The organism is Paenibacillus harenae (assembly GCF_030812415.1).
GTDB classification, from domain to species: Bacteria; Bacillota; Bacilli; order Paenibacillales; family Paenibacillaceae; genus Pristimantibacillus; species Pristimantibacillus harenae_A.
This window is the reverse complement of sequence record NZ_JAUSST010000007.1, coordinates 185632-207778: the sequence shown is the minus strand read 5'-3', so window position 1 is coordinate 207778 and position 22147 is coordinate 185632. Positions and strand designations below refer to the sequence as shown.

At 50.1% G+C, this 22147-nt stretch carries 25 protein-coding genes, 1 tRNA gene and 3 pseudogenes; 20 read left to right on the top strand and 9 right to left on the bottom strand.

Annotated elements, in window-relative coordinates; translation table 11 throughout:
• The first annotated feature begins 24 nt into the window (after positions 1-24).
• The 6 genes from J2T14_RS24820 (at position 25) to J2T14_RS24795 (ending at position 9603) form a co-directional block, all read left to right on the top strand.
• Positions 25-915, top strand: coding sequence for a carbohydrate ABC transporter permease (locus J2T14_RS24820; protein WP_307203387.1), 891 nt, complete (start codon positions 25-27; stop codon positions 913-915).
• Positions 916-1060: 145 nt separating this feature from the next.
• The gene (locus tag J2T14_RS24815) at positions 1061-2845 is read left to right on the top strand and encodes an ABC transporter substrate-binding protein (protein ID WP_307203386.1); all 1785 of its coding nucleotides are present in this window, start codon (positions 1061-1063) and stop codon (positions 2843-2845) included.
• A gap of 175 nt (positions 2846-3020) precedes the next feature.
• Positions 3021-4793, top strand: a complete 1773-nt coding sequence (locus J2T14_RS24810) for a histidine kinase (protein WP_307203385.1) — start codon at positions 3021-3023, stop codon at positions 4791-4793.
• 7 nt (positions 4794-4800) lie between these two features.
• A complete protein-coding gene (locus tag J2T14_RS24805) occupies positions 4801-6363 on the top strand; it encodes a response regulator (protein WP_307203383.1) in 1563 nt (520 codons plus the stop codon).
• A gap of 1056 nt (positions 6364-7419) precedes the next feature.
• Positions 7420-7758, top strand: a complete 339-nt coding sequence (locus J2T14_RS24800; protein WP_373458197.1) for a hypothetical protein — start codon at positions 7420-7422, stop codon at positions 7756-7758.
• Positions 7759-7785: 27 nt separating this feature from the next.
• Entirely contained in the window at positions 7786-9603 is a 1818-nt protein-coding gene (locus tag J2T14_RS24795; RefSeq protein ID WP_307203382.1) for a family 43 glycosylhydrolase, read from the top strand.
• 78 nt (positions 9604-9681) lie between these two features.
• Here J2T14_RS24795 and J2T14_RS24790 read toward each other — a convergent pair.
• A pseudogene (locus J2T14_RS24790) lies at positions 9682-10158 on the bottom strand (transposase); the annotation flags it as partial.
• Between the two features lie 11 nt (positions 10159-10169).
• On the opposite strand from J2T14_RS24790, the pseudogene J2T14_RS24785 reads away from it, so the two are divergent.
• Positions 10170-10526 (top strand): annotated as a pseudogene (locus J2T14_RS24785) (DUF4158 domain-containing protein); the annotation flags it as partial.
• Positions 10527-10733: 207 nt separating this feature from the next.
• Here the strand turns inward: J2T14_RS24785 and J2T14_RS24780 are convergent.
• From J2T14_RS24780 to J2T14_RS24775, 3 genes are read right to left on the bottom strand one after another with little or no spacing between them, the layout of a single operon-like run.
• A complete protein-coding gene (locus tag J2T14_RS24780; protein ID WP_307475185.1) occupies positions 10734-11027 on the bottom strand; it encodes a response regulator in 294 nt (97 codons plus the stop codon).
• Positions 11014-11271, bottom strand: coding sequence for a sensor histidine kinase (locus J2T14_RS30990; RefSeq protein WP_307203477.1), 258 nt, complete (start codon positions 11269-11271; stop codon positions 11014-11016). Before J2T14_RS30990 ends, J2T14_RS24780 begins: the two co-directional genes overlap by 14 nt.
• Positions 11272-11274: 3 nt before the next feature.
• On the bottom strand, positions 11275-11403 hold the full coding sequence (locus J2T14_RS24775; RefSeq protein WP_307203380.1) for a hypothetical protein: 129 nt from the start codon (positions 11401-11403) through the stop codon (positions 11275-11277).
• A 184-nt stretch (positions 11404-11587) separates the two neighbouring features.
• On the opposite strand from J2T14_RS24775, the gene J2T14_RS24770 reads away from it, so the two are divergent.
• From J2T14_RS24770 to J2T14_RS30985, 6 genes are all read left to right on the top strand, one after another.
• A complete protein-coding gene (locus J2T14_RS24770) occupies positions 11588-12364 on the top strand; it encodes a DeoR/GlpR family DNA-binding transcription regulator (protein ID WP_307475183.1) in 777 nt (258 codons plus the stop codon).
• The gene (locus J2T14_RS24765) at positions 12357-13169 is read left to right on the top strand and encodes a Cof-type HAD-IIB family hydrolase (protein ID WP_307475181.1); all 813 of its coding nucleotides are present in this window, start codon (positions 12357-12359) and stop codon (positions 13167-13169) included. Before J2T14_RS24770 ends, J2T14_RS24765 begins: the two co-directional genes overlap by 8 nt.
• A gap of 69 nt (positions 13170-13238) precedes the next feature.
• Entirely contained in the window at positions 13239-13892 is a 654-nt protein-coding gene (locus J2T14_RS24760; RefSeq protein ID WP_307475179.1) for a M48 family metallopeptidase, read from the top strand.
• A 130-nt stretch (positions 13893-14022) separates the two neighbouring features.
• Complete coding sequence (locus J2T14_RS24755; protein WP_307475177.1) at positions 14023-14835, top strand: alpha/beta fold hydrolase; 813 nt, start codon at positions 14023-14025, stop codon at positions 14833-14835.
• A gap of 43 nt (positions 14836-14878) precedes the next feature.
• The gene (locus tag J2T14_RS24750; protein ID WP_307475175.1) at positions 14879-15322 is read left to right on the top strand and encodes a YciI family protein; all 444 of its coding nucleotides are present in this window, start codon (positions 14879-14881) and stop codon (positions 15320-15322) included.
• A gap of 43 nt (positions 15323-15365) precedes the next feature.
• Positions 15366-15500 carry a carbohydrate-binding family 9-like protein gene (locus tag J2T14_RS30985; protein ID WP_373458203.1) on the top strand — a complete coding sequence of 45 codons (135 nt, stop codon included), beginning with the start codon at positions 15366-15368 and terminating at the stop codon, positions 15498-15500.
• Positions 15501-15685: 185 nt separating this feature from the next.
• Here the strand turns inward: J2T14_RS30985 and J2T14_RS24745 are convergent, their stop codons facing one another.
• Positions 15686-16027: a hypothetical protein gene (locus J2T14_RS24745; protein ID WP_307205113.1), complete on the bottom strand. Its 342-nt coding sequence runs from the start codon at positions 16025-16027 to the stop codon at positions 15686-15688.
• 71 nt (positions 16028-16098) lie between these two features.
• Here J2T14_RS24745 and J2T14_RS24740 point away from each other — a divergent pair, with 71 nt between their 5' ends.
• Positions 16099-16245, top strand: a complete 147-nt coding sequence (locus tag J2T14_RS24740; protein WP_307475172.1) for a hypothetical protein — start codon at positions 16099-16101, stop codon at positions 16243-16245.
• A complete protein-coding gene (locus J2T14_RS24735) occupies positions 16221-16352 on the top strand; it encodes a hypothetical protein (RefSeq protein ID WP_307475170.1) in 132 nt (43 codons plus the stop codon). Before J2T14_RS24740 ends, J2T14_RS24735 begins: the two co-directional genes overlap by 25 nt.
• Before the next feature lie 84 nt (positions 16353-16436).
• On the opposite strand, the gene J2T14_RS24730 is transcribed toward J2T14_RS24735, so the two are convergent.
• Positions 16437-17444 carry an ABC transporter substrate-binding protein gene (locus J2T14_RS24730; protein WP_307475168.1) on the bottom strand — a complete coding sequence of 336 codons (1008 nt, stop codon included), beginning with the start codon at positions 17442-17444 and terminating at the stop codon, positions 16437-16439.
• A gap of 220 nt (positions 17445-17664) precedes the next feature.
• Here J2T14_RS24730 and J2T14_RS24725 point away from each other — a divergent pair.
• Both J2T14_RS24725 and gluQRS read left to right on the top strand, forming a co-directional pair.
• A tRNA-Asp gene (locus J2T14_RS24725) sits at positions 17665-17741 on the top strand.
• Between the two features lie 75 nt (positions 17742-17816).
• The gene (gene gluQRS / locus J2T14_RS24720) at positions 17817-18773 is read left to right on the top strand and encodes a tRNA glutamyl-Q(34) synthetase GluQRS (RefSeq protein ID WP_307475165.1); all 957 of its coding nucleotides are present in this window, start codon (positions 17817-17819) and stop codon (positions 18771-18773) included.
• Positions 18774-18865: 92 nt separating this feature from the next.
• Here gluQRS and J2T14_RS24715 read toward each other — a convergent pair whose 3' ends face one another.
• Positions 18866-19375: a hypothetical protein gene (locus tag J2T14_RS24715; protein WP_307475163.1), complete on the bottom strand. Its 510-nt coding sequence runs from the start codon at positions 19373-19375 to the stop codon at positions 18866-18868.
• Positions 19372-19848: a hypothetical protein gene (locus tag J2T14_RS24710; RefSeq protein ID WP_307475161.1), complete on the bottom strand. Its 477-nt coding sequence runs from the start codon at positions 19846-19848 to the stop codon at positions 19372-19374. Before J2T14_RS24710 ends, J2T14_RS24715 begins: the two co-directional genes overlap by 4 nt.
• Positions 19849-20033: 185 nt before the next feature.
• On the opposite strand from J2T14_RS24710, the gene J2T14_RS24705 reads away from it, so the two are divergent.
• The gene (locus J2T14_RS24705) at positions 20034-20255 is read left to right on the top strand and encodes a hypothetical protein (RefSeq protein ID WP_307475159.1); all 222 of its coding nucleotides are present in this window, start codon (positions 20034-20036) and stop codon (positions 20253-20255) included.
• 86 nt (positions 20256-20341) lie between these two features.
• On the opposite strand, the gene J2T14_RS24700 is transcribed toward J2T14_RS24705, so the two are convergent.
• The gene (locus J2T14_RS24700; RefSeq protein ID WP_307475157.1) at positions 20342-21421 is read right to left on the bottom strand and encodes an AI-2E family transporter; all 1080 of its coding nucleotides are present in this window, start codon (positions 21419-21421) and stop codon (positions 20342-20344) included.
• Positions 21422-21590: 169 nt separating this feature from the next.
• Here J2T14_RS24700 and J2T14_RS30980 point away from each other — a divergent pair.
• Positions 21591-21695, top strand: a pseudogene (locus J2T14_RS30980) (S-layer homology domain-containing protein); the annotation flags it as partial.
• A 15-nt stretch (positions 21696-21710) separates the two neighbouring features.
• Positions 21711-22115, top strand: a complete 405-nt coding sequence (locus J2T14_RS24695; protein WP_307475155.1) for an S-layer homology domain-containing protein — start codon at positions 21711-21713, stop codon at positions 22113-22115.
• Positions 22116-22147: the final 32 nt, after the last annotated feature.

Here is a 22147-nt window from a genome sequence, read left to right as displayed (position 1 = left end):
CAATCGAAAGGAGAATACACCTCAATGGGTAAACGAACCAAATTCACCTTATTTGACATACTGAATTACACCATCATGATCCTGTTCACATTGGCCTGCTTCTTTCCTTTTTATTATTTGTTCATCAATACGATCAGCAACAACGACCTGAGCAGCAACGGGTTGATCTTGTTCTACCCGAAAGGCATACAATTCAGCAACTATGCCAATGTATTCCAGATTCCCGGCATCGCCTTTGCTACCTTCATTTCGGTGTCGCGCACCGTACTCGGCGCGGTTTTGACCGTGTTCGCCTCGGCATTTCTCGGTTTTCTGTTCACGAAAGACATGATGTGGGGACGCCGGTTCTGGTATCGTTTCGTCGTTATTTCGATGTATTTCAGTGCCGGTCTGATTCCGTGGTTCCTTATCATGTATAATCTCCACTTGACCAATAATTTCTTGGCTTACATTTTGCCGGCGATCGTTTCACCATTTAATGTCATTCTGGTCAAAACGTTCATCGAATCCACCCCGGCGGCCTTGCAGGAATCGGCGATGATCGACGGGGCGGGACATCTGAGAATTTTCTGGCAAATTGTCATGCCGCTCATTACGCCGATTCTGGCTACGATCGCGATCTTCTCGGCGGTGGCCCAATGGAACACCTTTTTCGACAATCTGTTCCTGGTTTCCAATCCGAAGCTGTTCACGCTCCAGTTCATTCTGTATCGCTACATGAACGAGGCGACTTCACTTGCCCAATTGATGAAGCAGTCGTCCGGAATGCAGCATATGAATCTGGCGGAGATGCCGACGGCTACTTCAATCCGGACCACAGTCTCGATGGTTGTCGTCGCGCCAATCCTGCTCGTCTATCCGTTCTTCCAGCGTTATTTCGTCAAAGGCATCATGCTCGGGGCCGTGAAGGGGTGATTTCCCTTCCCGGTTCCCCATTATTCTGTTGAGGAGGTGATGCATGCTTCTGATAACGCTTTACATGAGCCGGGAAATGACTCGGCTTGAGGGCAATGCCCATGAGAAAGAAGGCTGGATAATCCAAAAGGAGGTTTCAACACACATGAACAAAGAGAAGAAAAGGACAGGCCTCGCCGTTCTGATGTCTGCGATGCTGGTCTTGTTGTCAGCATGCGGAGGCGGCGGCACCAACAATCCGACGGGCAACGGCTCGACGACCACGCCGCAGACAAGCGCGGACACAGGCAAGACGGATGCTTCCAATCTGCCGGATATCACGTTGACCGTATTCGACAACTTGGCCAACTATGCCGGGATTCAATCCGGCTGGTTCGGCAAGCTGGTCAACGACAAGTTCCACATCAAGTTAAACATCATCGCTCCCAACCTGACGGGCGGCGGGCAGAAGGTCGCCACGCAGATGGTTTCGGGAGACCTGGGGGATCTCGTCATCGGCCTCGGCGGCAAGGATTATACCGATGCTATCAAGGCGGGCTTGCTCCTCGATTGGAACAAGAACGGCTTGCTTGACAAGTACGGTCAAGACATCAAGAAATACGCGCCCGAAGCGCTGAAAGCGAACAGCGCTATGTTCGGCGGCGGCACGGCCATCTACGGCGTCGGCGGCAACGTCGGCAGCGGAACCGGTCCGAGTGAAGGCTCAGACATGGGCTTCGGACCCAATCTCCGTTGGGACTTGTACCAGCAGCTGGGCAGTCCGAAAATCAAAAATCTGGATGATCTTCTGAACGTTCTCAAGCAAATGCAACAGCTGGCACCGAAGAGCGATTCCGGCAAACCGACGTACGGCTTCTCGCTATGGTCCGATTGGGACAGCGACTACTCGATGAACGCGAAGGTTACTGCTCAATTGTTCGGCTATGCGGAAGGTGACAACTACAACAACAACAGCCTGATCCTTACGAAAGCCGACTCGAATAGCTGGCAAGGCATGCTGGACGACAACAGCTACTACATGCAAGGCTTGGATTTCTTCTATAAGGCCAACAAGATGGGATTGCTTGACCCGGACTCCTTGACGCAGAAGTTCAGCAATGTCAGTGATAAGTATAAGGATGGACAGATTCTCGCTGCCCAATTCCCGTGGGCGTCCAATGTCTACAATACGCCGGAACATCTGAATGCGGGCAAAGGTTTCAAGTATGTTCCTATCGATACCCAGAAGGTCTGGTCCGGAGGATATAATCCTTACGGCAGCAACGGTATCTGGGCGATTGGCGCAAAGACGAAGTACCCCGAGCGCGTCATGCAGTTCGTGAATTGGCTTTACACGCCGGAAGGCATTGCAGAGTCCAATTACGGGCCGAAAGGCTTGCTCTGGGATCTGAACAGCAAAGGCAAGCCTGAGCTGACCGATCTGGGTTACAAAGCGCTGCCGGCAAATAACGTTCCGATCCCGGATCAATACGGCGGCGGCAACTTTAAGGACGGCACGAACCAGCTCAATAATGCCACGCTCGCTTTGACGATGATCAATCCAGAGACGGGCGAGCCGTATGATTATACTCTGTGGACATCGTACCTGGAGCACAATCCGGATCCGGTAACCAAGAGCTGGAGCGACGCCATGGGTGTGCTCACCCAGAAGCAATACGTCGTGAAGCATGACTTGATTTCCGTTCACCCCGCGTTCTTCAATGGGAAACCGCCTGCCGAAGAGCCTGCCGACATCAAGCTGAAGCGCGGCGAAGTGGGCAAGGTCATCAAGCAATATTCCTGGCAGATGATGTTCGCGAAGAGCGACGATCAATTCAACAAGCTGAAGCAGGACATGATGACGAAAGCAAAAGGTCTAGGTTATGACGACGTCATCAAGTGGCAAGCCGATCAGTACGAGAATACCGTAGCCACGATGTACAAGAAGTAATAAAAGAAGCATATCGCTAAACACAAGCTTTCCTAATCCGTGCAATCGGATGCGGAAAGCTTGGAGTCTGTCCGACGAAAAAACAGATTCCTCGGACAGACTCCTGACTGTTTTTGCGGGCTGAATATGTTACGATGAGGACAGAACTGATACATGAGCCGCTGGAGTGGTCCCGATGCGTAATGCGATTCGATTTCCGAAACAATTGAGCGTCAAAGCGAAGTTCGTCATCACCTTCCTGTCAAGCTTGACGGCTTCCATGGGGTTTATGGGATTCATCCTGTATGATCAAGCTTCGCAGGCAGCCATCGATCAAGGGAAAATCTTGATGATGCAAGATGTCCAGCAGATGAAGGACAGTCTTTCTCAGAAAGTGACCATGGTGCAGTCTCTCTCGGAGCTCATCGCGTCCAGTCCGAGCATCCAGAATTTTCTTGGCAGCCCGTTTTTGAGCCAGCCTTATCAATCGCAAGAATACCGGGACAACATTGCCCCGATTATCGGCAGTATGTTCCTGCAAAATAAGTATCTCCATTCCATCCGGATCTACGTAAAGAACCAATCGCTTCCCGAGCTGTATGACGGGTTTTACCACCTCTCAAGGATCGAGGCGGAACCTTCTTATGCGCCGTTCATTCAAGACATGCACCGGATCACACGATGGAGGGGACTTCATAACGAGCATGTCCTTCTCCCCTCCCCGGGGTCGATCCGACATACGCAGGTATTCTCCTACGATCACAAGATCCTCTCAAGCCGTTACACCGACATGGCCGGAATACTGGAGATTGAAGTCGACCGCGATGATTTCTTTGCCTCTCTTAAAGCTTCGAAGGACCATTATCGCGGAAATGTCTTCGTCGTGGACGCTTCCGGCAGGGTGGTCTCCGGATCGTCCGGCCTGACGGATCTGACCGATTATGGATTGCAGGGCTTGCCCGGGGACGTCAAGTTCGATCAGGTCATGGACGTCAAGGGCGTCCGCTCCATCGTGATTTCGGCGCCTCTCGACTGGCTCGATCTGCGCATTGTGGGCATTTATCCGGTCAGTCCGTTCATCGACGGCATGAAGCATTCGTGGTCAAGAATGTTCTTCGTCCTGCTGGCGGTTTTGTTAGCCCTCTGCCTGATCGTATACGGCATCACCTCCCGGCTGCTTCGAAGGATGAAGGTGCTCGTACGGGCGATGAGGGAAGTGCGGGAAGGCTCGCTCGACGTCTCGGTCCCAGTTGAGTCGAACGACGAGTTCACGCTCATGGCGCAGAGCTTCAACACGATGACCAGGCGCATCCACGATCTCGTGGAGACGGTGTACAAAAGCCGGATCGTCGAGAAGGAGGCGGAACTGCGGGCGCTGGAATCGCAGATCAATCCTCATTTTCTGTACAATACGCTGGCTACGATCTCGTGGGTGGCGCGCAAGGTACAATCGCCGGAGATCACGAATATTGCCAATGCGATGGCGAAATTTTACCGGCTCGTGTTGAACAAGGGGAAATCGACGATCCTCGTATACGATGAGATCGAAATGGTGCGCGTCTATGCGCAGATCCAAAAATTCCGGTTCGAGAATATGTTCGATATCGTTTTTGACGTGGATGACAAGGTGTATCCCTATACCATTCCAAAGAACATTTTGCAGCCGCTCGTCGAGAACGCCCTGTCACACGGTATTGAACCAAAGCGAAGTCACGGCACGATCATCGTGAGAGCGTATCAGACCACGAATCATTTGGTCTTCCAGGTGATCGACGACGGCGTCGGTATTCCGCGCGAGCGCGTTCAGGCGATGTTGAGCGGCCAGATCCGCCGCTCTAGCGGAAGCGGATACGCCTTCAAGAACATTCTCGACCGTCTGCGCGGTTATTACGGCGATGAAGTCAAAGTTGCGGTCGTCAGCCGGCCGGGTGTCGGCACTTCGATCAACATCACGCTACCGAAGGAGTGAATCATCGATGTATTCTATCCTGATCGTCGAAGATGAACGCTGGGAGAGGGAAGGCCTGGTCGACTTCCTGGACTGGAACGCCATGGGCATCACCATCGCGGGTACGGCCGTCGACGGGATCGAAGGCTATGAGAAAGCGATGGAGCTTGCGCCGGACATCATCGTCGCGGATATCCGCATGCCCGGCATGAACGGACTCGAGATGGCGCAAAAAATCCGCGAAAGACTGCCGGATGTCCGGATCGTCTTCTTGACGGGATACAGCGATTTCGAATATACGCGTGAAGCAATCTCCTTGCATGCCGACGACTATGTGCTCAAGCCGGTGGAAGAAGAAGAGATGCGCACCTCCATGCTTCGTGTCTTGAAGATGTGCGAACAGATCCGTGCGCGCCGCCGGGAAGAGATGCACATTCAACGAAGGCTTCGCTCCGGTGAACGGATGGAGGTGGAGAAACTATTGCTCAATCTGTTGACGGGGCGGGGAAACCCGGAACAGGTGATCGCACAATTGTCGGTTAAGGAGGTCGAGCTTTGCTCGAAGCCGCTCGGCGTCATGGTGATTGTACCACCCACGCCGCTGCCCGACGAGGAGATCCGCCGCCTTTTTAACGAGTCGGGTTACCTGGTTCCCTGCGACTCGATTGCAGGCGCCGTGACCGCGGTCGTGCCGCTCACGGAACAAGCCGCTTCGGACGACACGAGTCGGATTGCCGAGCAGCTGCTTGGTTTATGGAAGGCATTGTCCCCGCTCCCCCTTACGATCGGAACAGGCAATTCCGCGCCCGGTCTGCTCCACTCCGGGACTGCATACCGGCAAGCGCTGAGCGCGGCACAATACGGGGTGTTCTACGGAATTGCCGGTGTCGTCACGTCCGAGATGGAGGCGGAGGCACGGGACAGCTACACAGAACGGTCGTATGCCTTCCTGACCGCTTGGCAGGAAGCTTCCCGCCAAGTGCGGCTTCATATGCTCGCGCTGCAAGGGACAGCCATTCACAAGGAATTGGATCGCATGTTCGCCTCCATCCGCAGCCACACCGGCGCCGGCAAGCATTATATCGCCACGCTGATGAACGGCTTGATCATCGACCTGTCCATGATCGAGGACGATCGCGGCGGGGACAAGGGACGCATCCAGGAGTTGTTGGGCATGAACCGGCTCGGGGAAATGTGCGGCTATGTCAGGGATTACGTCGACGGTTTGTTCGCGCGATTGGAAACCAGGCGGATTCACAAGACCGATTACATCGTCGAGAAGACGATCCGCCTGATTGAGGAAAAGATCGGTTCTAACGACCTGAGTTTGTCCATGCTGGCCGATGAGGTGTTCGTATCCCCAAACCATCTCGGGGTGCTGTTCAAGAAAACCAATGGCAAAACCGTTCATCAATATATCATGGAGACGCGCATGCGAAAATCGGAGGAACTGCTGCGCATGACCAAGTTGAAAGTGTCGGAAGTGGCGGAGCGGGTAGGCATGATCAACATTTCGTATTTCTGCAGCGTATTCAAGCAGTATTACGGCGTCAGTCCCGGTGAATTTCAGGAAACCATGCTTCGGCGTTAAAATAGCCGAAGGACTTCTGGCCTGGGAAAAGGCAGCCATCGTCTGGAACTGATCCTAACAACTCTATTACGAATATCAGAAAAGCAAGATCATATCATTATTCCATGACATTGGCCCAAAATACTATCCAAATAAGAGGAGGGGGGCACCTTTCCAAACTAGTGCAAGGTTATGCACCGCGCGAACCGCAGATTCTCATCTCGACAAAGGTTGGTACGGCGCTTGAAGCGAATAAGCACCTCATATGTGAAGCCGGCACTGGGACAGCGGAACATCTTGCTGCTGTAGATCCGCCGGATCATATGGGGGTTCACGACCACCGCGGCGAACTCCCGGACTAGAACCGTCACAGTCTCCAGATCAGTCTCTTGGTACCAGCGCCTGCCCTTATCCGTCTGACCCCGCATCTTGATGATGCCTTCCCGGTTAGGCCGCAGGATGGAGGCATCGGGTCCCTTCGGACGAGGAGGCGGAACGGGCAGGGGCCGTTTGGCTCTGATCTTGGGCACGGGAGCTGGCTCGGCAATAACCGCGTCGTCTGCAGCTTCCCACATGGCAGTTGCCTTTTTGCCCTCTTACGGCAGGTACGGCATGTTCCTCTGCGGGCGCCCTTGCCCGACCTTCTGCCGGAGCGGCGGAGAAATTGTGAGAGGGGCTTGGTTTTGCCGCAGGCAGAGCATACCTTGCCGCTGCGAACTGACGAACATTCATACTATGTGGACATCAGACAGTGCCTACCAGGCGGACTATCTTGTATACGCTGGCGAGACTCCGGCAGATGTTATGAAAACTTATTGTGACCTAACCGGTTATTCTCCGGATTTTCCGGGCTGGGCAGGAGGTTTCTGACAGTGTAAGCTACGTTATGAATCTCAGGAGGATTTGCTTGAGGTTGCACGGGAATATAAAAAAACGAGGCATTCCCATTGATGCAATTGTCATTGATTATTTCCACACCCGGGCATCATTGAACCAAGCGGAGGTGACAATGAAATATGGTGTTTTGGAGAAGATAACTATCTCGTTCTTAAAAATCTCATCGAACTTCGGGAACGCATGAAACCATATACACAGAAGTATATGGATATTGCAAGTAAAACCGGTAAGCCTATTATGAGGCCGATGTTCTTTGATTATTATCAGGATGAGAATTGTTATACTCTTGAGGATCAGTATATGTATGGTGAAGATATCCTATTTGCACCAATTGTTGAACAGGGACAGGAACAGCGTGAGGTTTACCTGCCTGAAGGCAACTGGATTCATGTATTTGATGGAAAGACTCATACAGGAGGCCAAATCATAATATGCCCTGCAAAACTGCACGAATTTATAGCATTCGTAAAAGAAGGCAGTGAGGCCATAAAAATCTTTGATATATTACTGGAAAAATAATTCCAAATTCTATCGGGAGGCAATATTATGAATAATTTGCAAGATGATGTAAAAATATTAATCTATACCCGTCAGCCGGATAATGAATATACTGAATCTTTAAGTAACAGTATTCATTTTGCTTATTGCCAGGGTGATGATGATTTTAAGCCGTTAAACGAAAATTACGGAGTATTATTCGCTTTGGGTACAATTGATGAAAAAGGTGTAATTCATGAAAAAGGACTGAAGAACCCATACCTGTTTCGGACTGCAGAGGGTTCCTTTGGAATTGTGGCCGTGAGGGTTGATGCAAGTGGAAATGATGACGCTGAAAGTAAAGGACAAATCCTGCTGTGGACCTCAGAGGATCTAATCACTTTTCATGATTGTGACTTGGTTAAACTGCATGAAGATTTGTTTGTTAAAGAAGCAGCATGTGAGTTTAATGCTGCTGATGAAGTGTATGAATTATACTGGGAGGACAATAAAGGGAATTTTTATGTAAACCGATTAAACAAATCAATGAGTATAGACAGCATATCCGCCGCTGAAGCGGCAAATGCGTATGAATTCCAGCACCCCGTTGTAAATTTATCTAATATAAGACAAGGTAATATCCTTTCCGTTGACAGCATTAGGGGAAATAAGATTAAAGCAAATTGGACCCCGATTTATAATACAGAAGTACGGGTACCGGATAGTGTGAATATAACATCTCCTGAAGAGTTGGAACTGGTAAAAGCAGAGGCGTTTTATTCAGATGGTTCAACCTCAGAAAAGCAGGTAAAATGGGACTACACAGGAATGAATTTTTCTACTCCGGGAACTTATACAGTTAAGGGGAAAGCAGTACAAGAGACGTATTCATTCCCATTAGCTCGTGGATATGCAGACCCTGTAATTCTTCCATGGAACAATAAATATTATTATATTGCAACGAATGATAATGTGAATGATATTGGTATCTATGTACGAGAAGCAGATACCATATCAGAATTGTTCGTTCCTGGATTTAAAGAAGCTGTCATTCTGGATGTAGATGAAGAAAAAGGCTTCATACAGACATTTTGGGCACCGGAATTTCATGTGATTGGAGATGATTTATTCATACTTTTTGCTGCCAGCGGAAAAGAGTGGGGACCACAATGTCATATGATGAAATTGAAAAAAGATGGAGACATCATGGAGGCCGAAGATTGGAACGCACCTGTGCGAGTGAAAAAGTCAGATGGAACATATTTGGCACAGGATGGTATAACATTGGATATGACATATTTCAAGGCTGATGGCACTTCATGCATTATCTGGTCTTATAGAAAAAATATTGGAACACCACTTGATACTGGTTCTATGCTGTATATTGCTACGATAGATGAAGAAAATCCTACCATGCTGACAAGTGAACCTGTGCTTCTTTCCAGACCACTATTTGGTTGGGAAAACATTCAAGGAACAATCAACAATGAAGGCCCATACCCTCTTGTTACTGATGATATGGTATATATAACATACTCTGGCGGGGGAGCATGTGGTTATACATATGCTTTAGGGCTTTTAAAGATACCACGGGGCAGAGATTTTCTGAATGTTAATGAGTGGGAAAAAGCAAGCACCCCTGTATTGTCCTACTATTCTATTCCTGGAGTATACGGGCCAGGGCACAATTCATTTTTCAGAGATTACAATGGTAATACTATGATTATGTATCATGGTGAAGAGGAAATCGTAAGTTTTGGTACACGATGTTCAGCTATGCACAGAGTTCATTTTAATAAAAAAGGAGTACCAGTATTTAATATGTCAAGTGAGAGAGACTTGGATCCCAAATTGTGTGACCTTACTATTAAAGTTGTTGTACAATAAGCACAACATCGAGTGAAACAGTCATGTGACATTGAGTCAAAGCTAAATAGGGCTTGCTGAACAAGTTTCCTACTGAGCCTAGGCGAAACGAAGGACGCCGAGCCCAAGAATCCTGAAAAAAAGCAAAAAGAGAGTCCGTAACCACGTCTCCAGATTCATGACGAGGAACTGGGTGGCTATCACGGTTAGACTGTTCTCCGCTTTACGGGCTCGAATGCGGCTCAGTCCTAGTTTGCGTTTACCTTCACCGAACTTGCCTTCGATCGCGTTACGTTGTGCTGCGTCTTCGCGTTCCTGCTTGCGATCGGCGGCTGTTGTTCCTTCTTTCGATGGCCTCCCGAGCTTCGGGCCGCTCATGCGAATGCCCAGTTCCTTGCAGTACTTCAGATTGTCTCTGTTGCGATAGATCTTGTCTGCGAGAATCACTGCGGGGTAGTATCCGAACCGGTCTTTGTACGCTTCTACCGATGACTGCAGCGTCGTTGCTTCATTGAAGTTGTCCCATTGCACCGTTTCGATCCAGACGTATCCATTCACGAGACTGGCCGCGATCTTGAGTAAGGGAACTGCTGACTCCGGAGGAACGGCTGCAATATTTGCAAATACCGCCCGATCTCGGCGAATGGGAATTGGGCACTTACTTCACATTTACCCAGCATGACCTTGAAATCATCCAGCAGCGGCGAAGAGAGTATAACCAACTCGGCTTTGCCGTACAGCTGTGCGTACTTCGCTATCTCGGCTGGACGCTTTCTGATGTAAAAGAAGTGCCTATTCAAGTCCTTCGTTATATTGCAAAGCAAATCAATGTCAATATGGAGTCTTTTGCATATTACGGCGAACGGGAGGCCACGAAATACGAGCATCTGGAGGAAATTCGGAAGGAGTATGGATACCAGACATTTACCTTGAGCGAGTATCGCATAAATTCACTGCTCAGAAAAACTCCTCTTATTGGGGTAGAGACAGCAAAACGCGAAAAACGTACGCTTACAATTGTGTTGTATCGTGATCCGGCCATAATTGGTTAAATTGTGTTACGTTAAGGCCATTGAAACGGTTGTTGTTAAAGCGAGAATTACACAACCCAATTGCCTTTGTATTGCATCCTTTAGCGTATGGAAAAATAGCTATTTTACTGAGTTTTTATCCTTTAGCGTACGAAATCCGCGTTTTGTTGGCGATACCCCAATATGAGGACTAGTTTCCATGATGCGCCCTATTGCTTCGATTCCATTCATATCGGGCATTTTCAAGTCCATCAAAATGACGTCAGGCTGAGTACTTATAGCAAGCGAAACGGTCTCTTCACCCGAAGATGCCTCCCCGATGATCTCCATGTCTTCCACCGATGAAAGAAACGCCCGAAGACCGGTCCTGAAAAAAGGATGGTCATCCGCAAACATTACTCTAATTCGATCCATAGCCCACACTCTCTTTCGAAATAGGTAATCGGGCAAAAACAACCGTACCTCCGCCCGATTGATCATGAATTTTGAATTTACCGCCTAATTCTTCTGCCCGTTCCTTCATGGAATAAAGACCGACGCCTTTACGCTGTGCGGTTATTCCAATCCCGTCATCCGCTACTTCAAGGTAAAAATCCCCTTCCAAACGGATATGTATGCGGCAATTTCGCGCTATTGAATGTCGAACGACATTCGTGATCGCTTATTGTATAATCCGATAGGCGGCAACCTCAACCGCTGCCGGCAGCATAGGCAGGCTATCAGGTGCTTCCAGCACGAAACGAACCTCGCCGGTTACTTGCTCGACCTGCTTACGCAGAGCAAAAATCAATCCCAACTCATCGAGAATCGGAGGGCGAAGAGCGTATACGATTTGACGTATATTTTGCTTCTAAGTTTAGCCGAAAGAGTGTAAGCGTCAAATAGCCCCACCTTGTAAAGAGGAGGGCTATTTGACGCTTACATATATACTTCGAAAATGAAACACTTACCACCATGGATAGGAGGACCTGAGCATGTTTCAAGAAGAGCGGATAAACGCTATTATGGAGCACTTGAATCAACACCAACGCATTGATATCAAAGAGATTTGCCAGCAATTCGACGTATCTCGCGACACCGCCCGCCGGGACTTATTGAAGATGGAAGAGCTTGGTCTCATCATCCGTACGCACGGCGGTGCTGTTTTGCCGAAAAAAACGAAAGAAATATACGAGTATAAAGAACGTTTGGTAAGAGAATCGGATGAGAAACGCGAGATAGGGCTTTTCGCCGCTTCGCTTGTTAATAGCGGAGATTTTATTATGATGGATGCGTCAACCACGGTCCAATTCGCTGCAGAACATATAAGTTCCGAAAATATCGTTGTCGTAACCAACTCGATCGATATCGCGGATGTGGCTTCAAGAAAAAAAGCGGTAAGAACGATTTTATTAGGCGGGGAATTGCACCCCCGGCATCGGTTTTTATTCGGGCAATCCACGCTGGATAAGTTATCCGATTATCAGGTGGACAAATTATTTCTTGGCGCCTGTGGAATTACGGCTAATGGCTTATCTTACTCTCATGAGGAAGATGGAGTCGTTAAGCGGGAGATGATCAAACGGGCAAGCCAAGTCATTGTATTGGCGGACCATACGAAGTTCGGAGATCAAATGTTTTACAAAATAGCGGATTTGGCATCCATCGATTTGTTGATCACCAACCAAAAGCCGGATAAAGAAATGATGGAAAAGCTTGTAGAGCATCAAGTGGAACTATTAGTCGTATCGGAGGCGGATAAAGATGATTAAGCTGATTGTCAGTGATCTAGATGGCACTTTATTGGACCATGCACGCCGGATTCATGATAGAGATCTAGCAGCCGTTCGAACGGCGCTCGATGAAGGATTCGAACTATGTATTGCATCCGGAAGGATGTACTCGGAAATCAAGATCGTCATGCAGGAATTCAAAGATCGTTATCATGCGATCGGTCAGAACGGAGCAACGGTTCGCTCGAACGATGGGGAGCTTTTGGCATTTTCCGTATTCGAACCCGAAGTATCTTCTCGAATCCTTCAAGCAACCCGCGGCTTCGATCAATTCGTGAATTTCATTCATTGCAGCGATGATTCCTTTTATTTGAAGGAACGTACGGACATAACACTTCCGTATGAAGCACGCATACTAACAGCTTGTACCGTGCGCGGGGACTTAGAGACAGCTTTACAAGAAGATGAATTAAGATGCAGTAAGCTTTCCTACCTAGGCGACCTTAAACAATTGTATCAATTGAAAGCTGAGCTGAGTAATCAATTTGAAGGTAAAATCGAAACGTTTATTTCCGATAAAGACTGCCTTGATGTTATGCCGGTTCATGTATCGAAAGGAATAGGACTATCGCTGTTGATCCAAAGGTTGGGACTGCATCCAAACGAAGTTGCGTGTATAGGAGATTCATTCAACGATTTATCCATGTTCGCGATAACGAAACATAGTTATGCCATGAGCGGCAGCCATGTTGATATAAGAAACCAAGCCGGCACGGTAATCCATTCTGTAGCTGACGCGATAGATCACATCATCTCCTATAACCGGTCTTTTGAACAGAGCTAGGGTTCATGACCGAGAGCCGGCGCTTTGCCGTGCTTCGTTTCCGCCATATTTCATGGTACGATGTTGTACATGAAAATCGAATTCGAAAATCAAACGATATCCTTTAACGTTCTATATGGAACGAGATCAAAGCTCTCTATTCAGATGGATTCATTAGGGCACATAACGGTTAAGGCGCCTAATGGTACAAGTGATGAACAATTAATGCGGGCAGTGGAGCGACATGGTAAAGCGATACTGGGCAAACTTAATGCTATAGCGGCGGCACAGGCTATCCCGCAGACAAGAGATTATCAGGAGCAAGGGAAGTTTCTCCATCTGGGAAAATATTATTTTCTGCATGAATTAATCGAGACGGATGGGCTTAACGAGGATGAGCTGAAGAGCAGGCTTAAGAAGTTTTATATCTCGAGCTGCAAGAAGCTGGTCGGCGAGCGAATCAAAATCTATCAAGCAAAACTGAAAGTAAAACCAAAATCGATTGATGTCGTAGAGTCTACAACCAAATGGGGAAGCTGCAGCTCGGATCGGCATTTACTATTCAATTATCGGCTGGCCATGGCTCCGATCGACGTCATTGATTATGTCATCGTCCACGAGCTGTGCCATCTGCTTCATATGAACCATGATCGTTCGTTCTGGCGACGAGTAGGAAGCATCATGCCGGATTATGAGGAAAAGGAAGCATACTTAGCGAGGCATGGGCATGCGATGACCCTTTAATAAGATGCCACTATCATCAAGGTTTGAGGATAGTGGCATTTTTTTTCATTTTTTTTGACGGAAGCGTCGATTTTGCCCTTCGTGGTTCGTCGTCTTAATAGAAGCTTGAAAGTTGGAGAGGAGATTAACGATGAATACGGTCATTTCAAAAGACGGTACGAAGATCGCGTACGACAAGGCGGGCCAAGGGCAGGCGCTTATTCTGGTAGCAGGTGCGTTCAGCTACAGGAAATTCCCGGGGCAGGTGCAGCTTGCCAGTCTGCTGTCGGAGCATTTTACGGTATACAATTACGACCGCAGAGGACGCGGCGATAGCGGAGACGCGTTGCCATACGCCATAGCGCGCGAGATTGAGGATCTTCAAGCAATGATGAACGAAGCGGGCGGTTCGGCCTACGTGTACGGCTTGTCGTCCGGGGCGGTTCTTGCCTTGCAGGCGGCAGCGAGCGGGGTGAATATGACGAAGCTAGTCTTGCATGAGCCGCCGTTCGTGGTCGATACGGCAGGTCACATGCCTCCAGCTCATTTTACGAAGCGTGTTACCGAGCTAATTGCAGACAATCGTCGGGCAGATGCGATCAACTATTTTATGACGAAGGGGATGGGTGCTCCGTCATTTGTTGTCGGCTTGATGCGATTGATGCCAGGCGTATGGCCTCGGCTCATGGCCGTCGCCCATACGCTGCCTTATGACGCCGCGCTGCTGGATGGATATAACGAAGGCAAGCCGCTTCCATCGCAATTGTGGAGCGGAGTGACGATGCCCGCATTGGTGCTTGAAGGCACGGAGAGCCCGATCTCGCTGCGTCATGGTGCTCAGTCTCTGGTCGAAGTGCTCCCCAATGCGCAACTGCTGAGCCGGAAGGGGCTCGGCCATACGAAGAAGCTTGACGCCAACCGAATTTCGAAGGAGCTTTTATCTTTTTTTATAGGTAAGCACTAGCTTTATTTACAACTCAATTCTTTCTGGAAGGAGGGACTTAAACATGCGATTTATGCTGCTCGTGAAGGCGACAGGCTACACCGAGGCCGGGGTCGATCACTCCCCGGAATACAGCGATGCAAGGATTGCGTACAAGAGGGCGCTTGACATGTCGGGCGTGCTACTTGCCAACGAAGAGCTTCAGCCCAGCTGGGCGGGAATGAGAATAGGGTATTCGTCGTACGGCAGCGAGCCAAAGGTACAAGCAGGCCCATTTCCAGCAAATCAACAGCTCATTGCGGAGTATGCCTTAATCGATGTGAGGACGGAGGGAGAGGCGCTGGGTTGGGCGCTCCGGATGCCGATTCCCGAAGGGCTCGGCGGGTTCGAGATCGAATTGCGAAGGGTGGAAGACCGTTCGGATGATTCGCAGGACCCTCGAGTGCTGGCCATGAAGGAGGATTTGCAGAACCAGCTCAGCATGCTGAGGGGAAACCCTAAGCTGTAGATATAGTGAGCCCGCCAATGGCTAACGTAACCGGGTTTCCTGTATTGCCCTGCCTCCAGAACGTACGCCGGTACCTCATTACTTAAGCTGGCTGCCGATAGATACCGAGCTTCCCAATCACCATCGAAGCGATAGCTTTGGCGCTTTGATGTTGGGGCCAGTCACAGGGAGCTTGTAGATGCGGTATGAGAGAAAGGGGATGGGCACCACCTTCTCTGTTCTGCTCGACCATTTTGCAGATGGAGAACTGCCGATTGGATTTGGTAGAAAGCTTGTCCCGTTTCGGGCTATCGCCTAACGCCCTAGGTGTATCTATACGATTGCGATTGAATCGGGGCAGGGCCAGCCGGCAGTTTGGAACCGTCACTTTTTGGTTAAGTTTTTTATTTGCAACGTTAATTCATCGATTTGTTTTTGCATATTGACCATGTTCGCTTCTTGAGCTTTTTGGTTCTGTTGATCCTGGTAGTCGCTTGCTACGCTTTCTTCCAATGCAAGGGCGGCCGCGATTGTAGCCAAAACATCACCGAACACATTAACTGCTCCGGCAATGACCGCAAGCTTGGCGGCGGCGTAATTATCGGTCCCGTTAAAATTCGGTTGTCCGGTACGATCTGGATTAGGCTTGTATTTGTTCGATGGTTTTGTTCCTTTCGCAGGAATCGAACGCAAATGAACCTTCTTCCTGTGTTTGATTGTACTCATCCCGTTCTGCTTTAGATTTCTATAAGTTATGCTCGATTGGGCTTGCATGTGCAATTCGGAGGTGGTCATTCATGTTGAACGAGCAGCAAACGTTTGCGGCGCACGAAGCATTGGAGCTCCACGAGGCCATTAATCTCAAGACGTTATACGATGGCTGTTACGAAGTCCGGTACTCCGGAGATCAAGGCGGTGCTTGCCAAGCGAATTGGACGAAATGATCGACGCGCACGAGCGAATCATGTCGTACATGATCGAGCGCGGCTGGTATCATCTATGGCATCCGATCGAACAGATCCAGCTGGACCTGCAATACAAACTGCTCTGAACGCCCCAGTGCTATAGCGGCGGAATACGATAAAGACAAAGAAAACCTTGAGAAATCAAGGTTTTCTTTGTTTCGGTCTTTATTTTATTTCGCGGATAGCAGGCTTGTCGTAATGAACTCAAGCTGCGCTTCAAGCGACACCGGATCGTTATATGTGTCGGCAGCCGGGTTCAGTTGGAATACGTTTCCTGCTTTTACGGCCGGCAAGCTGGTCCAGATGGCGTTGTCGTAGACGATCTTCGGATCGCTTGTATCGCCGGACCAAGGGCAAGTGAAGACGATGTCCCCGGCGTAGTCGGGAAGCTTCTCAAGCGAGATTGAAGCCCAGCCCGTGCCGCTGTCGATCGATTCCTTCTGCGCTTCCGGCGGTGCTTTGAGACCGAATTCGCCATAGATGATTTCGCCGCCGCGACCGAAGTTGTGTCCGAATACATATAACCCTTTGGAATACGGGTTCAAGATCGATACGGTTTTGTCGCCTACCGCGGCTTGGACCTGCGGTTTCAGCTCGTTAATCTTTTTCTCCCAATCCTCAACCCAGGCTTTAGCCTTGGCTTCCTTGCCGGTCAGCTTACCGAAATCAAGCATTTGGTCCTTGTAATGGAGCTTGCCGTATTCGACGGCGACAACCGGCGCGATCTCGGCCAGCTTGTCGAGACCTTCCGTCCCTGTGTAGGCGATGATGAGGTCGGGATTAAGCGCAAGGATCTGCTCGGGGGACGGCTCGTCGCCTAAGCTTTCGACGCCGTCGACCTTTCCTACCAAATACGGATTCGTCAGCGCACGTTCAGGCGCGCCAACAAGCGGAGCTCCAAGGGCTACGAAATAGCCCGTATAAAAAGCAGTTGTATCAACGATTCGCTGGGGGTTTTTCGGCACTTGAATGTCGCCGTTGCCTGCTTTGAATATAACGGTCTCTCCTTCGCCGGATACTCCTTCGTTGCCCGTTATAGCGGGCGCAGAAGCAGGTGAAGCGGTAGCCGTATTTTCCGCCCCGCCGGAATTGTTCGCCGTTTGCCCGCAAGCTCCGAGCACGAATGCGACTGCCAAAGTGAACGCAAGCAACGCGTAAAACTTACTGGATTTGAACAAAATAATTCCACCCTTAATTAGATGATATTGATAATCGTTATCAATATAGCATAGGTTCTAGAAGTTGGCAATTCTTTTTCAGAGTGTAGCTTTGGAGAGCTGTCCTGAGGGAGGATTCGTTATCCGTAGGACTTTCACGGCTAAACTTGCTGGACGTTTCATAAAAAAAGGTTGCATCGTATCTATTAGGCATGGTATATTACTACTTGTCTTGTTACGCGGAGCTGTGGTGTAGAGGCCTAACATGCCTGCCTGTCACGCAGGAGACCGCGGGTTCGAATCCCGTCAGCTCCGCCATTTCATTCATAAACCAGTTTGAGCAGGAGCTTGCCTCCTGCTCATTTTTGCATATGAAGGAGGCTTAAGGCCGCCATGAGAGGACGATTCGCCCCGACGCCTTCGGGGCTGATGCATATAGGAAATGCCAGAACGGCTCTGCTTGCCTGGCTTCAGATACGAAGCGCGGGCGGTGCATTCATCATGCGGATGGAGGACGTTGATACGGCCCGTTCCCGTAAGGAGCTGGCCAAGCTGGCGCTTGAGGATTTGCGCTGGCTCGGGCTGGACTGGGACGAGGGGCCGGATGTCGGCGGGCCTAGCCGTCCTTATACGCAGAGCGAGCGACTTGCCATGTACGAGGCGGCACTCGTCAAGCTGGAGCAGGCAGGGAGGCTCTATCCCTGCTTCTGCAGCCGTGCCGAGCTGGCCGCCGTTGCCAGCGCGCCGCACGGTCTTGGCAGCGAAGGGCCGGCTTACCCCGGCACATGCCGATCGCTTACGCTGGAGCAGCAGGCCGAGCGAAGCCTGCACAAGCTGCCGTCGGTTCGCTTCGCCGTCAACGCGCGGCCGACCGGCTTCGATGACGGCGTTGCCGGCCCGCAGCGCATCGCGCCGGGAGCGGGCGGCGACTTCATCGTGAAGCGGGCCGACGGCCTGTTCAGCTATCAGCTCGCGGTCGTTGTCGACGATGCCGCGATGGGCATCACCGACGTGCTGCGCGGCGCGGATCTGCTCGACTCGACTCCGAGGCAGCTTCAGCTCTATGAAGCGCTCGAATTGCAGCCGCCGCGCTTTGCTCATGTGCCTCTGCTGTTCGGCCCTGACGGCAAGCGGCTCGCCAAGCGGCACGGCGGCATCTCGCTCGCCGCGCTTCGCGAATCCGGCACGGTTCCGGAGCAGGTCGTCGGCTGGCTGGCCTTTGCCAGCGGGCTCATCGACAAGCACGAGCCGATCCGCGCCAGCGAGCTGGTCGAGCATTTCAAGCTCGATCGTATCCCGCGCATAGGCATGACGGTAACGGATGACATGTTAAAACGACTGCTAGGCTGATGAGCCAGGCAGTCGTTTTTTTCGGCAAAGGATTGATCTCCCCTTAATGATTCGAGAAGCAGTGCTATGAGGATGCAGATTACCGACTGCGATCATGCGCGTTTCTTCGTAGTTTCCCAGCTTCGCAGCCATAGACGAGAGAAGACGAGCAGCAACCCTTGCAAGCAGCCGTAAACGAAGAAGGAATAAAGCAGGTTCCAGTTCTTATGCGTATACACGCCGACCAACGTCCCGAGCCATTCGATTCCGACGCCAAGCAAGGAGCAGCAGACAATCCACGCGATAGTCGACGGTCCCCGAATCCGAAATCGCGCATAGCCATATATGAAGAAATAGGCAAAAGGGCCGTAGACCAGATGCAGGGCGACATCCATCAGCTCGAGCTTCGGGTAATCGTTGATGTCGTAAAGCTCGAACGGCGGAACGGCAAGCGTCGCATCAAACAGTTTCGGCACAGTAATGCCGAACAATACGATCAACAGGCTGACCGGGAAAGGAAACAATCTTCGGGGCAGAAACAAAGCAGCATAACCGGCGGCCAGACTGAGGATGATGGACCATTCGTTAGCGTCGAATCGTTTTGGAAGCGGCAGAGGATTCACGGCAGAAGCAACTCCTTTCGTACCAAGCGGCGAAATGCGGTCATACAGCCCGAATTGATCCCCAAGAGGACGATCCAAGCGAGGGCGGACCAATAAATGCCGTTGTTGGAGTATCGAATGATGCCCGTCCATTGAAACAACGGCTGTGCAAGGAGGAGCAACGCACCGGTTACGACGAACGCCGCAAATCCTGCAGTCCTAGATCGCTGCTTCCATTTATCATAAAGCTGCAAGTAGAGCAGGACTATTACGGGAAATATGATGAAGCGGACTGCCACGGACGCGGCTGCTTTGTCGGGGCTTTCGGGCAGGGACACGAGTTTCAGATTAGTAAGTACGCTGAACTGATAGGTATAGAAGTAAACGTGAACGATTGCGTTGAACCATAGCTCGAGCAAGTGAAGCCGTTTCGGAAGGTATGCGAAAACAAGGACGATAATCAGTGTTGCAACAAGATAAGCGCCGAGTACCATGCTGATTTTCCTCCCTCTTCCAGCGATTCGAGGTTAGTATGTTACCGATTCGGGAGATTATTCCTTTCTTATATAACGGATTTTATATTTTTTCTGGGTCGCTGCCTCACCTAAACATGCATATTATTTAACGCATTCATCCAAAATAACTTGAATTTAAAAATAGAATGGAGGCCGTATCCTTAATGAAACAAGATCAACTAAGCAACTCCAATATGGAGAAGCAGCCGGTTGCCTTTACCAATTTAAATCACTCGGGAACAAGCTATGCGCAGAATGCGATCGAGCATGTACCGGCGGAGAATACCATTAACGAAGAAGCGTCAGAAAATTTGGCCAAACAGGTTATGCAAAATAAAGATAACGACATATTAAAAAATGATAATGAAGCAAGTATACGAAAGTAACGCTCCAAGGGTACTTATGAAAACACTCCTTATCGAATCTATCCCTCCCGCTTTCTGCGGGAGGGATTTTTCGGCTAAGAGCCGGCTTACGCTTCCTCCCACTGTTTCTGCCAAAACAGCCGATATCCTTTGGTCGCGACGATCTTGATGATCATATAGACGGGGATAACGATTAGAATGCCGATGATACCGGCCAGATCGCCGCCTACAAGGACAAGGATGATCGTCGTCAGCGGATGGATGTCCAGCTGCTTGCCGTATACGTACGGCGCGATCAGATTATCCTGGATTTGCTGCGCCGCGGTGATGACGACAACCGACCAGATCGCGGTTGACGGCGATTCGATAAAGCCGATGATGACGACCGGGATCGAGGATATGAACGAACCGATAAAGGGTATGAAGTTCAAAATCACCGCCACCGCAGTCAGCAATAGCGCATAGGGCAGATCGATGACCAAAAACCCGATATACATCAGAAGACCAAGCGCAATATTAATGATGACCTTCCCTACGATAAAGCTGCTAAGCGCCTCATCGATATCGCTTACGACTTCCGCTGCATCCTTGCGAAACCGAAGAGGAACGAGGTTGACGAAGGCTAGGCCGAATCGGTTTCCTTCCTTCAACATATAGAACAGAATAATAGGGAAGATGATCAGTATAATGGCGATATTCGAAAACAAAGCAAACATGCCGTTTATGTAATTGCTCACAAACGTATATCCCTTGTTCAAATATTGGGTTAATGCGCTCAAAGGGCTTCGATCTTCGGGTATGAAACGGGACCATAGCTCATTTCGCTCCAGCACCTTTACTTGATCGTTCAACGCATCGAACAGACTCGGCGCATTGTCGGCAAGCATCGTTAGCTGTTCTCTCAGCGGGGGCCATACCAATATGCCGAATACAACGAGCATGATGGAGATTGCCGCATAAATGAGCAAAATCGCCAGCGTACGGTTTATTTTGTACCGCTCCATCTGGTCAACCAGCGGCCGCAGCAAATAATAGAAGAAAACGGACAGCATAAGCGGGATCGTAATAACCGTAAAAAGCGATACGATCGGCTTGAATATAAAGTTGACTTTGGCTCCCAAATAAACAATGACCAGAAAGAGAATGATCGAGATGCAATAGCGGTTGAAGTTGTTCAGCTTGGTCATCCTATCCCCTCCGGCTTTTTTATGTAACCGTACCCGTCAAGGAATGATTTGAAACAACTTTGCTCCCGTCTGGAAACGACGCTGGCAATGAAAGCAACCTTCACCTTCTCCGTTTCCTGAAAAGCCAACGACGCCAACCGAGCCCGAGCCTACGACAACCTTCAGCGACGTTGCCGAGCACTGGGCTGCAGCGAACATCAAGGAAGCGGTCAGTGCCGGCATTGTCGGCGGTTACCCGGACGGGACGTTCCGTCCTAACCATACGGTGACACGGGCCGAATTTGCCGTCATGATCATGAATGCGCTGAAGCCGAATAGCGAAGGCTTGCCGTTAACGTTCAGCGATACGACGAATATTGCGGCATGGGCGCAGCGAGCGGTGGCACAAGCCTTGCAAGCAGGCATTATCCATGGCTATGAAGATGGAAGCTTCCGTCCGAATGCACCGATTACCCGCTCCGAGATGGCAGCCATTATTTCAAGCGCGTTGAAGCTATCGATCGAAAAGGTCGATGTTACGGGATTCGCGGACAATGATATGATTCCGGCCTGGGCAAGAGGAGCGGTAGAAGCTCTCCACCAGCTGGGACTCATCCAAGGCAAAGGCGATAACGCATTCGATCCTAGCGGCAAGACGACGAGGGCGGAAGCGATTACGGTATTACTGAAAATGCTTGCTTTGCAGAGCGAGTGACGATAAGAGCGCGGGCGGCAACCGGGTACGTT

What these genes read in the sequence shown, in the direction of transcription:
- gluQRS (WP_307475165.1), top strand. Translation starts at nt 17,817, where the DNA reads ATGAGAGGACGATTCGCCCCGACGCCTTCGGGGCTGATGCATATAGGA.
- J2T14_RS24745 (WP_307205113.1), bottom strand. Translation starts at nt 16,027, where the DNA reads ATGAGTACAATCAAACACAGGAAGAAGGTTCATTTGCGTTCGATTCCT.
- J2T14_RS24760 (WP_307475179.1), top strand. Translation starts at nt 13,239, where the DNA reads ATGAAAATCGAATTCGAAAATCAAACGATATCCTTTAACGTTCTATAT.
- J2T14_RS24770 (WP_307475183.1), top strand. Translation starts at nt 11,588, where the DNA reads ATGTTTCAAGAAGAGCGGATAAACGCTATTATGGAGCACTTGAATCAA.
- J2T14_RS24805 (WP_307203383.1), top strand. Translation starts at nt 4,801, where the DNA reads ATGTATTCTATCCTGATCGTCGAAGATGAACGCTGGGAGAGGGAAGGC.
- J2T14_RS24810 (WP_307203385.1), top strand. Translation starts at nt 3,021, where the DNA reads ATGCGTAATGCGATTCGATTTCCGAAACAATTGAGCGTCAAAGCGAAG.
- J2T14_RS24740 (WP_307475172.1), top strand. Translation starts at nt 16,099, where the DNA reads ATGTTGAACGAGCAGCAAACGTTTGCGGCGCACGAAGCATTGGAGCTC.
- J2T14_RS24820 (WP_307203387.1), top strand. Translation starts at nt 25, where the DNA reads ATGGGTAAACGAACCAAATTCACCTTATTTGACATACTGAATTACACC.
- J2T14_RS24815 (WP_307203386.1), top strand. Translation starts at nt 1,061, where the DNA reads ATGAACAAAGAGAAGAAAAGGACAGGCCTCGCCGTTCTGATGTCTGCG.
- J2T14_RS24750 (WP_307475175.1), top strand. Translation starts at nt 14,879, where the DNA reads ATGCGATTTATGCTGCTCGTGAAGGCGACAGGCTACACCGAGGCCGGG.
- J2T14_RS24765 (WP_307475181.1), top strand. Translation starts at nt 12,357, where the DNA reads ATGATTAAGCTGATTGTCAGTGATCTAGATGGCACTTTATTGGACCAT.
- J2T14_RS24795 (WP_307203382.1), top strand. Translation starts at nt 7,786, where the DNA reads ATGAATAATTTGCAAGATGATGTAAAAATATTAATCTATACCCGTCAG.
- J2T14_RS24695 (WP_307475155.1), top strand. Translation starts at nt 21,711, where the DNA reads ATGATCATGAATGCGCTGAAGCCGAATAGCGAAGGCTTGCCGTTAACG.
- J2T14_RS24710 (WP_307475161.1), bottom strand. Translation starts at nt 19,848, where the DNA reads ATGGTACTCGGCGCTTATCTTGTTGCAACACTGATTATCGTCCTTGTT.
- J2T14_RS24700 (WP_307475157.1), bottom strand. Translation starts at nt 21,421, where the DNA reads ATGACCAAGCTGAACAACTTCAACCGCTATTGCATCTCGATCATTCTC.
- J2T14_RS24755 (WP_307475177.1), top strand. Translation starts at nt 14,023, where the DNA reads ATGAATACGGTCATTTCAAAAGACGGTACGAAGATCGCGTACGACAAG.
- J2T14_RS24780 (WP_307475185.1), bottom strand. Translation starts at nt 11,027, where the DNA reads ATGGATCGAATTAGAGTAATGTTTGCGGATGACCATCCTTTTTTCAGG.
- J2T14_RS24800 (WP_373458197.1), top strand. Translation starts at nt 7,420, where the DNA reads ATGAAACCATATACACAGAAGTATATGGATATTGCAAGTAAAACCGGT.
- J2T14_RS24705 (WP_307475159.1), top strand. Translation starts at nt 20,034, where the DNA reads ATGAAACAAGATCAACTAAGCAACTCCAATATGGAGAAGCAGCCGGTT.